14 protein-coding genes and 2 pseudogenes are annotated in these 14,676 nt (G+C 33.4%); 7 read left to right on the top strand and 9 right to left on the bottom strand.

Going from position 1 to position 14,676, the window contains the following annotated elements; genetic code table 11:
- Positions 1 to 789: 789 nt before the first annotated feature.
- From NST97_RS15160 to NST97_RS15145, 6 genes and pseudogenes are all read right to left on the bottom strand, one after another.
- The gene (locus NST97_RS15160) at positions 790 to 1,344 is read right to left on the bottom strand and encodes a stage II sporulation protein M (protein ID WP_327856894.1); all 555 of its coding nucleotides are present in this window, start codon (positions 1,342 to 1,344) and stop codon (positions 790 to 792) included.
- Positions 1,341 to 2,066, bottom strand: coding sequence for an ABC transporter ATP-binding protein (locus tag NST97_RS15155; RefSeq protein WP_341343401.1), 726 nt, complete (start codon positions 2,064 to 2,066; stop codon positions 1,341 to 1,343). Before NST97_RS15155 ends, NST97_RS15160 begins: the two co-directional genes overlap by 4 nt.
- Positions 2,059 to 3,735, bottom strand: coding sequence for a hypothetical protein (locus tag NST97_RS15150; protein ID WP_341343400.1), 1,677 nt, complete (start codon positions 3,733 to 3,735; stop codon positions 2,059 to 2,061). The genes NST97_RS15155 and NST97_RS15150 overlap by 8 nt, the downstream gene beginning before the upstream one ends.
- A 125-nt stretch (positions 3,736 to 3,860) precedes the next feature.
- A pseudogene (locus tag NST97_RS19345) lies at positions 3,861 to 4,031 on the bottom strand (uberolysin/carnocyclin family circular bacteriocin); the annotation flags it as partial.
- Between the two features lie 374 nt (positions 4,032 to 4,405).
- Positions 4,406 to 4,603: pseudogene (locus NST97_RS19340) on the bottom strand (hypothetical protein); the annotation flags it as partial.
- 471 nt (positions 4,604 to 5,074) lie between these two features.
- Positions 5,075 to 6,673: a M48 family metallopeptidase gene (locus NST97_RS15145; RefSeq protein WP_341343399.1), complete on the bottom strand. Its 1,599-nt coding sequence runs from the start codon at positions 6,671 to 6,673 to the stop codon at positions 5,075 to 5,077.
- A gap of 800 nt (positions 6,674 to 7,473) precedes the next feature.
- Here NST97_RS15145 and NST97_RS15140 point away from each other — a divergent pair.
- Positions 7,474 to 8,301 carry a sugar phosphate isomerase/epimerase family protein gene (locus NST97_RS15140; RefSeq protein WP_339194086.1) on the top strand — a complete coding sequence of 276 codons (828 nt, stop codon included), beginning with the start codon at positions 7,474 to 7,476 and terminating at the stop codon, positions 8,299 to 8,301.
- Positions 8,302 to 9,349: 1,048 nt separating this feature from the next.
- Here the strand turns inward: NST97_RS15140 and NST97_RS15135 are convergent.
- Both NST97_RS15135 and NST97_RS15130 read right to left on the bottom strand, forming a co-directional pair.
- The gene (locus NST97_RS15135; protein ID WP_257790163.1) at positions 9,350 to 9,481 is read right to left on the bottom strand and encodes a hypothetical protein; all 132 of its coding nucleotides are present in this window, start codon (positions 9,479 to 9,481) and stop codon (positions 9,350 to 9,352) included.
- 95 nt (positions 9,482 to 9,576) lie between these two features.
- Entirely contained in the window at positions 9,577 to 9,888 is a 312-nt protein-coding gene (locus NST97_RS15130; RefSeq protein ID WP_339194083.1) for a transposase, read from the bottom strand.
- Between the two features lie 745 nt (positions 9,889 to 10,633).
- Between NST97_RS15130 and tnpA the strand changes: the two genes are divergently transcribed.
- The 5 genes from tnpA (at position 10,634) to NST97_RS15105 (ending at position 13,816) form a co-directional block, all read left to right on the top strand.
- Positions 10,634 to 10,954, top strand: coding sequence for an IS66 family insertion sequence element accessory protein TnpA (gene tnpA, locus NST97_RS15125; protein WP_311066156.1), 321 nt, complete (start codon positions 10,634 to 10,636; stop codon positions 10,952 to 10,954).
- Complete coding sequence (gene tnpB / locus NST97_RS15120) at positions 10,948 to 11,304, top strand: IS66 family insertion sequence element accessory protein TnpB (RefSeq protein WP_003352857.1); 357 nt, start codon at positions 10,948 to 10,950, stop codon at positions 11,302 to 11,304. Before tnpA ends, tnpB begins: the two co-directional genes overlap by 7 nt.
- Before the next feature lie 61 nt (positions 11,305 to 11,365).
- Positions 11,366 to 12,943, top strand: a complete 1,578-nt coding sequence (gene tnpC / locus NST97_RS15115; RefSeq protein WP_094245431.1) for an IS66 family transposase — start codon at positions 11,366 to 11,368, stop codon at positions 12,941 to 12,943.
- 26 nt (positions 12,944 to 12,969) lie between these two features.
- Positions 12,970 to 13,314, top strand: a complete 345-nt coding sequence (locus NST97_RS15110) for a hypothetical protein (RefSeq protein WP_341343398.1) — start codon at positions 12,970 to 12,972, stop codon at positions 13,312 to 13,314.
- A gap of 34 nt (positions 13,315 to 13,348) precedes the next feature.
- The gene (locus NST97_RS15105; protein ID WP_094245007.1) at positions 13,349 to 13,816 is read left to right on the top strand and encodes a hypothetical protein; all 468 of its coding nucleotides are present in this window, start codon (positions 13,349 to 13,351) and stop codon (positions 13,814 to 13,816) included.
- Positions 13,817 to 13,844: 28 nt separating this feature from the next.
- Here the strand turns inward: NST97_RS15105 and NST97_RS15100 are convergent, their stop codons facing one another.
- The gene (locus tag NST97_RS15100) at positions 13,845 to 14,054 is read right to left on the bottom strand and encodes a hypothetical protein (RefSeq protein ID WP_157727888.1); all 210 of its coding nucleotides are present in this window, start codon (positions 14,052 to 14,054) and stop codon (positions 13,845 to 13,847) included.
- Here NST97_RS15100 and NST97_RS19335 point away from each other — a divergent pair.
- Positions 13,963 to 14,448: a YrvL family regulatory protein gene (locus NST97_RS19335; RefSeq protein WP_445206415.1), complete on the top strand. Its 486-nt coding sequence runs from the start codon at positions 13,963 to 13,965 to the stop codon at positions 14,446 to 14,448. The genes NST97_RS15100 and NST97_RS19335 overlap by 92 nt on opposite strands.
- Positions 14,449 to 14,676 lie beyond the last annotated feature (228 nt).

The following is a 14,676-nucleotide window of genomic DNA, read 5'->3' as shown; positions in this document are numbered from 1 at the left end:
TTTGAAAGAAGAGTACTTCCTAATTGTAAAAAATAAAATGTTAAACAATAACTAATAATAATTTTTTTGGGTACATCGTATTTAAGTAATAGTTTGTAGAAAACAAAAATAGATAACAATAAGAAAGGGTTAAATAAAGTAAATAAAAGATTATTGCTAACCAAAACAATATTATTTGAGTCATTTATAAAGTTTGCCAAAGCTATGGGAATCTGAATGGAAGTGTTCACCAACATAACTATACTACAAATAAATAAAAATTCTCGCTTAGTTATCCCAATACGAAATATTCGACCAAATATATACGCTATAATGCTTAATATCAGAACCCCTATGAAAATAGAAGCTAAATTAAGAATACCAATTATAGAAACCAATATGACCGAGACCATACTGTCTAAATCCGGTAAAATGCTTTTCATATAATTGTTTAAATAATCAAAAATACTTAAATAAAGCAATATATAGTTTACCAATATTCCAAACCATACCAACTTGATACTTGGTTTATGAATAATATTCATTTATATCCCCCTCGTAAGAAGATGATTTATTAAAAAAAATGAGAGTATAAAAAGAAACAGAAATTCAAAGCCCAAAAAAATGAATTTTAACATTTTATTGTTTATCTTTCCTCCTAATTGCCAAGTAAGAATAAACATAGATAAAATTAAGGGGAATAAACCTAAATATAGATTTTTAGTTAGTACTATAACGATCAATGCTAAGAAAAAAAGGGCAGTTGATAGAAAATTTGCAAATTTTGCACTCATGACATGACCTCCAATATTATAATGGGGTTATATACCATTCTATTATTGCTGCCAATGTAAGGAAAATTAATATTATACTGGTTAATAGGGCTATTTCAAATAACGTCTGTTTTATTAGCTGTTTTGCACTTAAAGAAGTACGGAAATATTCAATAATAATTGATACGCCTTTTAATCCAATGATTCCACTTATTAATATCGCAGGTATCTCAAATATTCCATGCGGGATTAGCTTTACAAAAATACTTGAAATAGACAATCCAAGCTCCAATTGCTGCTGAATAGAGGAACCGACTATTAACCCATTAGTTATCAAAAATATAACAGTAGAAATACCAAGAGAAAGTAATCCTGAAGCAATAACTAGTGATGCCTTTATATTATTAAAAAGTAAGTTTTCTACATCAGAAGCCTGTATATAGTTTAAGTCTCCTCTTACTGCATCTATTCTAAACAAATACCCCCCTGCCATCCCCCCAAAAAATAAAAGTAAAGAAATGACAAACAATATTTTGTTATTCGATACAAGCTTACGAACAACATCTTTTATACCCCTTCCCTGAAAATTCATTTGCTCATCATTTCTCCAGAATTTTTACCTAAGTAAACTGATGTAATACGCTTTTCTATTGAATCGAGACTTAATTTATTGGTTGAAAATTCCTCGACAATTTTACCTTTATGTAAAATCCCTATTTTATCGCATAGAGAATGTGCCAATTCAAGTAAATGTGTCGTTAGAATAACTGTTTTATCTGCTTTTACAAACTTTTTTATATGTTGTCTTATAATATGTGAATTGATTAAATCGATTCCTGTCAAAGGTTCATCTAATAATAATATATCTGGATCGTTCAATAATGCTGATGCAATAGATACCTTTTGTTTCATTCCGTGGCTATATGTCTTAATCAATTCATCTTTTGCTGATGTTAAATTGAAGAGGTCAATTAAATAAGAAACTTTATCTTTTCGCAACTCTTTCGGAACATCTAAAATAGATGCAAAGAACAAAAGATATTCTTCCCCGCTTAAATATTCATATAAAGAAGCGGAATCAGGAACAAAACTTATTTTTTTATTGCTTTTATTACCAACAGGATTCATATTATCAATGTATATTTCACCATTATCTGGTTTGGATAAACCTGCAAGGATACGTAGAAAGGTAGTTTTCCCAACACCATTCGTACCAACAATCCCATAGATACAACCCGTATCCACTTGGAAATTAAGGTTATCTAAAACGATATTTTCATCATATCTTTTAGATAAATTTTTCACCTTAATCATTTTTTAAGAAAACCTCCCTGACTGAAATTTGTTTAGTATACGCAGCAACGATGGCATAAGCGCAAAAGAAAAAAGCAACGAGAATTAATATAAGAATACATGCAACCATAGTGTTTAATTTTAATCCGAAAAATTGATCTGCGATCAGTAATCCTCCTATGAAAACCGTGTATAGATAAGTTAGACCATTATTTAAAATGCTTTCTATAAAATTAGCTTTATGGGATTCACCAATTTCATAGGGATGCTCCCAATTTATCCGTGGGTATAACGCTGTTGAGAATATTTGAAATAAACCACTCAGTCCACCATAGGTGAGCATAATAGTGATTGATAAAGCATACAGAAAAATATTTACATTTATAAAAACAGAAGATAATAAGACGACGAAAAAAGTGACTAGAAATGTAAAAATAAAATATATATACCATTTTTCTTTGACAATATCCCACATTGTATATTTGGTATAAACAAGCAAGTGTATATTCTTGGCCTCTGTATCAATCGCTAATATCATTTTTAGTGATTCGCCAACAATTTGAAATATGGCAAAAGCAAATACTGTTATAATGGATAAAAAAAACAACGGTGATGTTGAATCAATAAAATGTTGTACGACTGGCAAGGCGATTCCGATAAATACTAGCAAGCCTAATATAGTTTTTCCTATATGCCCAATAAACCATGAACTAACACGCTTAATATGAAGTATGTCTTTTACAAAAAAATATTTATTCGTATTTATGAACTTATCTTTATCAGATATAGAGCTTTTACGGGTACGAATTTGGTAATAAGGTATTAAATCTAAATGATTTAATGTTTTGATCCATATCAAAGTGAATACACCAGCTATGGATAGCATGAAAAGAAAAACGATGAAAAGTATATGAAATTCCAGATTATATATGTCCTTAGGCAGACCGAGTTCCATTAAAAAAGACTGATATTTTATCACAATATCTGCTAATTTAATTCCAAATTTTTGTGAATTGAATAACAGTGAAGCGATCGTGAAGGGTAATAAAAAAAATAAGAGCCCAACGACTATAAATAGAAAAAAGCGATTTAATAAACGCAGTGATTGTATATAAAAAAAATGGGAAAACAAAAAGCGGAAGTATGAAAAAAACATAGTCATTATTAAACTTAATAGACTAAATAGCGGAAAATAGTAAATCAAAAATTTCAGCTCAAAACTTGGGTAATTTATATGTATCCCTAAAACTACAGGCATTAACAAAACGAACCACATTATCACTGTATTTTTCAATGAGTCACCATAAATAGAAGCAATGACTTGCAACACTCTATAACTTTTTAATTGAGACAACATTTTTGTCGTGTCATAATAAAAAATAGAAGATTTTTTATTAAAGAAACTTAATGAGTTGAAGAAAGCAAGAAATATTACAAAGCTCAAAAAGGCATTTAACCATGTATTTGCATCTAGATCCTTGATGATATAACCAGTTAAAAATACTGTGAAAAAAAACAAAGCACTCATAATAAAAATCACAATGAGTGTAATCCATCTATATATCTTTCTAAGATCAATTTTATCCAGCTGCCAGTCTGCTAAAAATTTTCGCAGAGCAGATTTTCTGTTATATTTTATTATATTGATCATTTTATCTATAAAAGAAAAGACAGAATTACTAGTAAACATTATTGAATTGGCACCTCCTGACTAGGTAAACAGAAAAAAGAAGTGGCATGTTAATTTTAGTATTAGCTGCGAATACAAGTTTTGCCGGATTTCCGCAGCTTGGGCTTGTACTCTTTCAGCTTTAATTACAAAGCAATAGCAAAGTCTCTTCCTGAATTTTGAATAACGGCTTTAATTGCAGTAATACCTCCAATTGCGCCGCTAAGTCCAGCTACTGCCGCAACAATCGACCAAAGAGTTGAACCTCCAGAAACCAAATCAATAATAAGCCCTGCTGTAGCCTGTTTAATTCCGAGTTTAGTAGCTAATCATGCGAAAGATGAATTTACAGTTCCTATTTCAGTAGTAACTTGAGCTGCCATTAAACCTAATGCAAAAGTTAAAAGACTAGCAAAAAATCCTTTTTTTCAGGTCTACACATTGCTTCATTGATACTATCTCCTAAATTAGCAATTTTATACAAATACCTTCAATCCCCTAGATTACCATATATAGGGTTGATTGTAAATTAAATTCCATATAACACTTGTAAAATAGGAACTACTAACTATTATCATGCTTTCATCCTGGTACACAATTTTATTAATAGTTAACCGTGTCCGATTGTTCCATATAAGCCAAATTTTTTTCATATAAGTCCCCATCTCAAAGCCCTGTTGTTATAAGACCTTCAATTTAACGCTGCCAAGAAAAGAAAAAATACATAGAGCACAAACAGTATAGACATATCTTTAAAATCTCTTTTTTGGAAAAAGGGCTTTTTTAATATAATGCACTTAAAAGTCACTACTGCAGGCTTTAGTGCGAATGCCCCAACAAGTATAATTGCTAGGATTTCAAAAACACCATGAAAAATTGTATATTTAAATACAAACCAAAAAGAGAATGGGGGTGTTTAATAAGTCGTTTTTACGGCTTATGACGCCCCCATTAATGCTTTAGAAACGTTAATATATCGGTGTTTATGATTTTTTGTTTTCAATGGCGATTTGACTTTCAAAGACAGCCCCTACTAGTACTTAATAAATATCCTTGTAAAAGGATATACCAAAAAGAAACGAAACCAAATGAAAACACACCAATACATGCTGGCAATAAAATCATGAAATTATGAAAAAATATAGACTGCCACGTAAGCTCCTCATCATCGAGGTTTTCTGAAACTATTACTACAGCCTCCTGTTCCATGTCTGTTGCTTCTCTTATATCAGTTAACTGCAAATAAATCATTGGTCCAAAAAACTTATTAAAACAATTAAAAGTGAAAGTAAAAAAACATCTCGATTTCTTTCCAAAAATGCCATACCAAACGCCTTAAGTCGAAATATATTTTTCACGTTCATACCAAGTCCTTGATAAAGTTAATTCTTTTTTGGAAGGATGGATGAGTTTCTTTCCACTCTTTCCTTTTGAAGTCAAACTCGTCATTCTCTTTTTCACTGATTCGCTCTAACTTCATTAATGTTTGAATATATAACTCCTTATTCCCCAATTGCCTTACAGCAAATTCATCTGCTTGGTGTTCAAACATTTTACTAATTTTATTCGGAAGCCATTCTGTGAGCCCTATTAAAGCGATTATACCAACTGGAAAAATAAGGATATACTGTCCCCATCCAAATCCTAGCATAATTTTTCTAGTAAAGAACATCAGCAAACTAATAAGCGTCGCTACTCCAAAAGTAATAAACAGTATCCAACGACCATGCTTTCGTTTGATATGTCCAATTTCGTGAAATAACACTGCCTTTACCTCATCTAAAGTAAATTTTTTTATCAAACCTTCTGTCATGTAAATGTTAATGCTTTTTTTAGATGCAAAAGGAGTACTATACACCCAAGCATTCGTCTCATTCTCGGACTCTTTCTTCGTAAATAGGTTAACGTTTATACTACATGCAGCTTCTATCGTTTTTTTCAAAGAGTAAAATTGCTCGGTGAATCCCACATTTTCATAGTTCCCCATGAAACGATGTATTACAGTATAAACTAGCATTATAATAAGGGTTAACGATAAATACCAAGCAGCAAATAAATACCATTTGTCCACAATTTTTACATATAGGGATAGTGGAAAAAGGAAAAATGAGAAAAAGTAAGCAAGACTTCCTATGGTGAGTACAAAAATTATAACTTTTTCCCTTTTTGAAAATTCAAGGAAATCTGATTCCTCCATTTCAGACTCTCCTTCAATATCCTCATCACTTTTTATCGTCCATTGGTATATAGCAGTTGTCAATGAAACTGATAAAAACGTCGGGAGAAAGATACATAACAAAATGCTCCAAATGTATGATTTTGTTAAAAGTAGTGCGTAACCCATCGAAAAATGATAGTTTAATATCAATGGAAGGATTCCAGCTAAGATAAACGGAACAAACAATGTAAAAAGATTGCGCCATGGAAGAACCTTGTTAATAAACAATGCCAAAAGAAAAGGCAATAAAAATGAACAACCATATATCAAAAAAGTAAGAGTTTTACTAAACTCCGTCTTCAATTGGATGGAGAATGATCCATCATTTTTTGCAGCACGTATTGTATATTCATTAAAAAAAAATTTCCTCTTACTAGACTGAATCGTCACTTCCTTACTAAAAGACGGTTCAACCCCTCTTCTCGTCATAACAGTCAGCTCTTCTCCAGCAGGTAAGATAATGTTTTCTGTATTGACTTTGATAAATTGATAATCAATAGGTCCAATATGAAAAGCGAGCGGACGATTGGTAGAGTCTTCTTCAGTATGTTCAATATCTAAAAGATAGTCCCCATGGTAGATGGAATAGCCAGTTAAAAGCTTCTGGACTCCTACATTTTTTTTTGAATCGAGAAGAATAAATGGCGATAAAACAGCTGAACGGATACTTAACTCAACCATAATAACCGAAACTGTAAAAAACGCCGTGACCAATAAAAATATGAGCATTCTTTTTTTCATAATAACTACTCTCCTTAATTTATAGGAAACTTGTCATAATCGATGGAATTGTTTTTAATGTCAAGTTTGCTACAAAGATAATACTTACAATAAGTAAAGGAGCAACCCGTCTTTCAGATTTCAATAATGCTTTAACACCAAAATACAATAAAACAAACTGCCATATTAAAAAAGGCTCAACTTGATTAAGAAGAGCAACAGCCACATCATGATCTAGATTTGGAACCAGAACCCGCAGTCCTACCGGTTCAAATACTTCTCCTGTAATTAAAACAAGTGTGGCAAAAGATATTGTTTACAGAAAATGATGAAGAGACGGCAATTTTTTACATGCCCCTTTATTTATCAATTACCATATATAGGGTTAATTGTAAATTTTATTACAGAAAATACATGTAAAACAGGAAATATTAACTATTGGAATGAAAGATGAAATAAAAGGTCGGAAGAAGCAGAAAATCTGATATAAGAAGAATTAGACTATCTTGTAAATGAAGAAAGAACAAGCTGAGGACTTACCTGTTTGAAGCTGTAAAACAATGAATGGAAGAAGGAATTAAAGTTATAGATTCTGAATCGGAAATTACTATTATATTTGATCCGCCAACTGTAAAACTAAGAAAAATTAAGTTAATAGGACGAGATCCGTTTCAACAAAATTGCAATAACTAGTATTGAATCTGTGAAAGCTTAACAGATTCAAAATCTTATAACTTATAGTGTTCAGAATATTTCAGATTTTGATACAATCTATAAATAATAGAATTGTATAAATGACTACTTGCCGGAGGGAAAATAATATGAAAAGAGATTATGGTCTTTGTTTATGGACGTTTGGAGATATAGATTTTGAAGAGAAATGTAAAATATCCAAGAAGATTGGTGTTGACGGAGTGGAAGTCCAAGGGGATTTGTCACAATCTCCGGAAGAGTTAGCAGCGATTTTAAAAAAATATGACTTGAAGGTATTGTCCGTAACACCTGAAAATGTAGACATTTCCAGTTCTGATGAAAATATTCGAGCTAGTGCCGTACAATATTTTTTAGACCTAATCAGTTGGGCGAAAAATTTAGGCGCCAACAGAATCTGCTTACATGGTGATGTTGGGAAAATACATGGATGCGGAGATTTAACAAAAGACTGGGATTTGCTTGTAGCTAGTACGAAGGAGATTGTAAATAAAGCGGAGGAAGTTGGCCTTCAAGTTGTATTTGAAGTACTCAATCGGTATGAGAACCATCAAATCTTAACAGCAAAGGAAGCGATTTCATTAATTAATGAAGTAAAAAGCGACAACCTTTATATATTATTAGATGCATATCATATGAATATTGAGGAGGCTTGTCCAATTCAGGCAATCAAGGACGTAGGGAATAAGCTGGGTGTTTATCATGTCGCTGATTCCAATAGGCAAGCTATAGGTAACGGACACTCTGATATTAGAGGTCAAATAAAAGCTTTAGATGAAATTGGTTTCAAAGGACCGATTATAATGGAAATGGTCGCAGAAGGCCCCAATCCATTTACGCCGATTAAGCATGGAAACTATTTAGATGTGGTGGTCAATTACTATAAAGAATCTTTAAGACAACTAAAACAATGGGATGAAATGAAAGTTCAAGTATAAAGAAATCTCCTGACAGAAGTCGTTTTATTTCGATTGATATGATTTCATTTCAAAAACATTTTAATCCCTGTTTAGACTTTTGAAATCACTTGTGAATCATTGAGTTTTTATACAATCAAAGCCTTGTACAGTGGCATCATATTCAACATGTGGGGCGGGTGTGGTGATAGACTGGTCTGTATGCCTTGCAAAGTCCTATCACCTGCCCCTCTTTGCAAAAGCTCATGCCTGAATATAGAAATGAATGTTATACAGGAAGGGAATGTTTTGGTTTTTCACAATCGGACTCCATACCAAGTCTATTTACAGGAATTAAATGGACAGCGCTTGCGGGCTAACTAAAAGCAATGGATTTCGTCGAAAGCGCCATTTGGTCATTCACTCCGTTTAAGCAGCCACATAAATCAATACGTTTTGAAATTTGATTCAAATTTCTGTATTTTTAAGTATTTTGTAATCTTCCATATCACTATTAAACAAACTTTCTTCTGAAAAAACTAAATTATCAAAAAACGATCCAGAATTTCTTATCTAAACTATGATAATAGATAGGCTACATGGTATTTTGTGTATGCTCTATCTATTATTTTTTTACATAAGTAAATATCAATACTGAATGCAAGTTAAAACGGGAAATGACAGATGCAAGCAAAGATGTCCTTATCGTTGCTAAAAACAAGCATATATAAGAGTTAGAGGAAGAAGTCAAACGGTTAAGGTATTCTGGCACAGATATTGTGATGATTACGATAAAGGCATATAATGACAATAGTTAATGCATATTTATTGCGTATTAGTAAGAAATAGCGAAGTAAAGATTATTTATAAATCTATAAAAGGAGCATTCCTGTTAGAAGTTTTTTCGGGGACTTGAATAAAAAAAGCCCTCTTGGTATGATTCGGGGGTGTCAATCGGATGAATTGACCCCTAATTTGGATACCAAGGAGGACTATACATGAATTCTATCTCAAACAAGAAGATTAATCAAGTCACCGATCAAACGCTCGTCGTTGGCATGGATATCGCGAAAAAGAAGCATTATGCCTGCTAGTTGAAGCCATCGCCTGCAATTTCCTCCAGCAGGAATTCTTTGATTTGTTCGTCTGATACTTTTCGCCCGTCTTCTGTGAAGGAATAACCTGGTGCCGGACGCCCCTCACTCACTTTTTTCTCTTCCACTCGGTAGCTCTTTTGATAATAGTAGGTGGAACGAGCAATCCCTATAATCTTTAGCACCTTGGAAATGGAATAGCCTTTTTGGATCCAGTTGTCGGCTACTTCAATTTTTTCAGCAAGTGAGGGTTTTTCTTTTTTATCATGTCGCGTAAGATCGCGATTTCAAGGTCTTTTTCACCAAGCAATATTTTGAGCTTTTCATTTTCCTTGGATATTTCTTTCGGGTCAAGGCCCGGCAAAACAGTGACATCAACATCACCATATTTGCCATCTTTATATTCCCTCACCCAACGGGATACCATGTTGGAATTCAGTTCATAACGGCGGGCAACAAGGCTGTTATTGCCTGTCTCCTGTGCCTCTTTGATGACTTGTAATTTAAACTCCTTGGAGTGTTTGGTTCGTGTCATGTTGTTTAGCCTCCTTGGTACATTAAGCAGTATATTATTTTTTACTCTTATTGTCCAAGTTCATTTAGGGGCTAAATAGGTATTGTAAATTCTCCTTATCTGCTAAGAGAAGGATTTAGCTACCTTTTTGTTATCTGTTTTACCCTTAAAAAGATAATTTTATTGATGCAAAAGGCTTTTACCATCTTTCCCTCTACTGTAATTGTTTTTTCACTTAGAAAACTTTTTCTAAAAAGTTATCTTTATGTTTTTTACATGGTTTCTGTTATTAATACTTAAAACTTCTCCGATATGACAAATACATTATTATCCGCAATTACACTTTTTGAACTTTTTTAAGAGTGTAAATTATGTAAATAAATATTGTTCCTTTTTCCTATTCACCTATATTTTTCCTGTTGATAGAATGATAACAAGGAGGAGGTGGGAATTTATACTAAAGCAAACAATTACAGGTTGTAACCTAAATACATGGTCATTGGTTTGCTACTAATTATACGACTAATTAGGGGAGGAAATGAGCATCAATAGACTAGCTAAAGGATTCATAGTAACTGCTTCTTTAGCCCCTGCCTCTACTTCTTTTGTCCAGTCACCTCAAACTAAAGAAAATGATACCAATCCCACTGGAATAGCTTCATCTGTTGTTTATACTATAGATGTAAGCGTCAAATCTTGCACACCTTCTTGGTGTGCTAATTTCATGAGATAATCTCCTCAAGATGAAATTGAAGGAGGTTTTTTTATGCCTAAGAATCCTGAATTACGAAAGGTTTGGGAACAACGAATCGCTGACTATCGTAAAAGCGGTCAAACTCAAGTAAACTGGTGCAAGGAAAATCAATGGAATATTCACCAGTTTAAATACTGGTTAAGAAAAATTGAAAATCCAATAAAAAATCAAGGAAAGTCTACAAAATGGGCATCCGTTACCCTAGAAGATCATTCACAAACAGTTGAAAATTCATTACGGATTGAAATTAGTGGGATTTCAATTGAAGTAAAACCTGGTTTCGATCCGGCCTTTCTTTCAGAAGTGGTTAGGACGTTGAAATCAACATGTTAGTTGGTACAAGAGCTGAACGAGTTTACTTGGCAAAAGGAAGTACTGATTTGAGAAAATCCATTGATGGATTAGCTGCTTTGGTGAAAGAGGGATTTGATTTAGATCCCTTTTCATCAAGCTATTTTGTGTTCTGTAATCGAAAGCGAGATAAATTAAAAATTCTTCACTGGGACTATAATGGTTTTTGGCTTTATTATCGTCGATTGGAAAAAGGAAAATTTCAATGGCCAAATGAAAATGACACTGGAACGATACAAATTAGTTATCGGCAATTACGCTGGTTATTGGATGGTCTTGCAATGGAGCAAAAGAAAGCACACCCAGAAGTAAAGGCTAGAACAGTTATATGAATTTTTTACTTTTAACAAAAACCTTGGAGGAAAATAGCTAAAACCGTCGAATTATTACTACATGATGAAAAATTTAAAGAATCCTAACCAAAACCCATTTGAATTAATTGAAAAACTTCAACAGCAAATCGTTGAATTGACGGCGAAATTACAATGGTATGAAGAACAGTATCGTCTTAGTCAAAAACGAAAATTTGGCTCTTCAAGCGAAAAAACAAATCCTAATCAATTAGAACTACCTTTATTCAATGAAGCAGAGGTAGAGTCTAATGTAAAAGCCGAAGAGCCAACTGTTGAAACAATTACATATCGTCGTAAAAAGAAACGTGGTCAACGTCAAGCTACGTTTGAAAACCTGCCTATGGAAACGATTGAATATCGTTTACCCGAAGAAGAGCAGGTCTGTTCGTGTTGCGGTGAAAAAACACACGAAATGAGCACAGAAGTACGACAAGAATTAGTGATTATTCCGGCTCAAGTCAAAGTTTTAAAACACGTTCGATATGTCTATGGATGCCGTCATTGTGAGCGTAATGAAATAGAGACACCAATCGTTACAGCACCTGCCCCAAAATCTGTGTATCCAAAAAGTTTAGCTTCACCGTCAAGCATGGCATATATTATGAATCAAAAATATGTAGAGGGGCTACCTCTATATCGCCAAGAACAACAGTTCAAACGATTAGGTGTGATCTTATCCAGGCAAACCATGGCCAATTGGATGCTTTATGGTGCCGAAAAATGGCTTGCGCCAATTTATCAACGAATGAAAGAGCATCTCCTCTCTAAAGACATTCTACATGCGGATGAAACAACTGTTCAGGTTTTACATGAACCTGGAAGGTCAAGTACATCGAAATCTTACATGTGGCTTTATCGGACTGGAAGAGAGGATCCACCACTTGTCCTTTATGACTATCAGGAAACTAGAGCAGGAGAACATGCCAAAGAATTCCTAAAAGGGTTTAAAGGATACCTGCATGTCGATGGATATGCAGGATACCATAAGGTATCCGGCGTAACATTAGTTGGATGTTGGGCTCATGCCCGCAGAAAGTTCGATGAGGCTTTAAACGTACTTCCTGAATCCAAACGTCATTCAGCAGTCACAGCTCGGGAAGGACTCAATTTCTGTAATCAGCTATTTGCCATCGAGCGTGATTTGAAAGAATGTACACCAGAAGAACGATATAAAAAACGACTTAAACACAGCCAACCATTGTTGGAGGCTTTTTCAGCATGGCTAAAAACAGAGAAAAGCAATGTTTTACCAAAGAGTCTATTAGGTCAAGCCATTACATACTGCCTCAACCAATGGGAAAAACTCGTGGCATTTTTAGAGGATGGACGATTAGAAATCGATAATAATCGAAGTGAACGATCCATTAAACCATTTGTGATCGGAAGGAAGAACTGGATTTTTAGCAATACTCCGAAAGGAGCTAAGGCCAGCTCAATCATTTACAGTATTGTGGAGACAGCAAAAGAGAATAAATTAAATCCATTTTATTATCTTCGCTACTTATTTGAAAGGCTTCCCAATATGGATATAAGCAATATGGATGAGCTTGATCAACTACTTCCTTGGTCCAAAACAATTCCTTTGAATTGTCGGGTTTTTAATAACTTATCACAATAATAGTATTTAATCCCTATCATTAAAAGGTGGGGATTATTTTACGCTTACCTATAGATAATCAACCATCAAAGATTCAATTACTCATTGAAAATCCTGTCAAAGATGCTATTAGAGCTGTACTAAAAAACAAAGCAAAGCTTTTCAAACTTATAGAAAAGTTTGCAGAAAAGAAAATAAGAACTGAGCTTGAAAAAAGGTTTTCAAAGTATATTGAGCCGGTACTGAGAGACCTTTTGGATGAGTATTCTGCTTTTGGATGGTCTGATGTCCAAAATAAGCTATATAAATCGCTTAAAAAGTCAGGACTTTCTGACTCAAGTGCTAAAGCTATGCCGCATTGGACAACCATTGCAATAAAAGCAATTTATTAAAAAATGTTCATAAAATAGTAGGAGGCAAATATATATGAAAAATAAAAAGAGAATAGCTTCAGTGGTTCTAAGCGCTACACTTCTTACATCTTTCTTAGGCACATCAGGTGCATTAGCATCTGAAAAAACAGCGTCATCTGCTCCTGTTCCTGTGAAAGTGACTGTTCATAAAGGGGTACAAAACGCTATCAAGTCACAGAATGTACCTGTTAAAACAGTAGCTACTGCTAATGGGAATTTTCAAACTCAAGGCGCAGTGTCCTGGAGTTATAAAGCCTTTAAATTAGCTCTCCGCTCAGGAGGATGGGCTTTATCGCAAATGCTAAGACCTTTGTCTCCAAAGGCCGCCGCATGGGTTAGAAAAAACTCTGCTAAAGTAGCTAAGTTGATGGATAAAGGCGAAAAATGGACAGAGAATCAGTTTTATAATGGACTTAGAGGCATTGGCTGTCCACCTGATGTGGCGAGAGCGTTGGCAAAATTCATTGTTGCGCTGATTTAACGCATTAAAAATTTAAGAAAAAGTGCTGTTAGTTCCCTGCTAATGGCACTTTTCTAATGGAGGTTAAAGATGACTTGACTATCTTTACAGCAATAACTCTATCTATACTTTCATGTTTGGTTATTTCCTGTGGTTTGTTTTTATTTTTGATTAAAAAGGGTGTTATAGATAATCCTCCAAACACCTTAGCATTTATATCCTTTATCCTCCTTATTGGCTTTTGTTTATTCTTTGTCATAGCTGTTACTAGCCTAATTATTTACTTTGTTTCTTTAGGTGTTAATCATTTCTTAGGCGACTATGTAAATTATAGCTCTCGATCCGATTTATATATATTTTCTTTATTGGTAAGCGCATTAGCACTTGTTTACATGCTTATACTTATGGCAGTTATAAAAGGACTCTCAATATTTCTCAGAATCCCTAAGTGGATAACTTACATATGTGAGTTTGCTGTTGCATGGATAGCTGTTTATTTCTCCATACAGTATGTTACAGATAGCCATCTAAGTAATGTATCCATATTTCAAGGAGGAGAGTTACTTTTATCCTTTTTTATTACATTTCTATTCTTAGGATGTGACATTCTTTTTTCTAACCTAGATGATATATCAAGGGAAAAGTTAGGATAGACATTATGAATGTTAAGAAGGAGTTATATTTTTAATCCTTGCGGGCTTAACAATAAAGTATTGCTGAATCAGTAATAGTTTTGAAGTTCATACTTTTCCAACAATGTCCAAACATATATAAATCACAGTTATAAATATATTTAAAACATACTGACTACTTCCTATTTTAATTAAGATATTTACATTATAAAATAGTTACAAAAAAGTGTAAAGTAGTCAATGGGGATA

The organism is Aeribacillus sp. FSL K6-1305, assembly GCF_038050115.1.
Lineage (GTDB): Bacteria > Bacillota > Bacilli > Bacillales > Aeribacillaceae > Aeribacillus > Aeribacillus composti.
Note: the sequence above shows the minus strand (reverse complement) of the source record. Positions and strands in the feature narration are given on the sequence as shown.

Bases quoted from the DNA above. Each gene is read 5' to 3' on its own strand.
- NST97_RS15130 (WP_339194083.1), bottom strand. From the start codon at position 9,888: ATGACACGAACCAAACACTCCAAGGAGTTTAAATTACAAGTCATCAAA.
- tnpA (WP_311066156.1), top strand. From the start codon at position 10,634: ATGCCTAAGAATCCTGAATTACGAAAGGTTTGGGAACAACGAATCGCT.
- NST97_RS15155 (WP_341343401.1), bottom strand. From the start codon at position 2,066: ATGATTAAGGTGAAAAATTTATCTAAAAGATATGATGAAAATATCGTT.
- NST97_RS15100 (WP_157727888.1), bottom strand. From the start codon at position 14,054: ATGACAAAGAATAAACAAAAGCCAATAAGGAGGATAAAGGATATAAAT.
- NST97_RS15160 (WP_327856894.1), bottom strand. From the start codon at position 1,344: ATGAATTTTCAGGGAAGGGGTATAAAAGATGTTGTTCGTAAGCTTGTA.
- tnpB (WP_003352857.1), top strand. From the start codon at position 10,948: ATGTTAGTTGGTACAAGAGCTGAACGAGTTTACTTGGCAAAAGGAAGT.
- NST97_RS15105 (WP_094245007.1), top strand. From the start codon at position 13,349: ATGAAAAATAAAAAGAGAATAGCTTCAGTGGTTCTAAGCGCTACACTT.
- NST97_RS15150 (WP_341343400.1), bottom strand. From the start codon at position 3,735: ATGTTTACTAGTAATTCTGTCTTTTCTTTTATAGATAAAATGATCAAT.
- tnpC (WP_094245431.1), top strand. From the start codon at position 11,366: ATGATGAAAAATTTAAAGAATCCTAACCAAAACCCATTTGAATTAATT.
- NST97_RS15140 (WP_339194086.1), top strand. From the start codon at position 7,474: ATGAAAAGAGATTATGGTCTTTGTTTATGGACGTTTGGAGATATAGAT.
- NST97_RS15145 (WP_341343399.1), bottom strand. From the start codon at position 6,673: ATGAAAAAAAGAATGCTCATATTTTTATTGGTCACGGCGTTTTTTACA.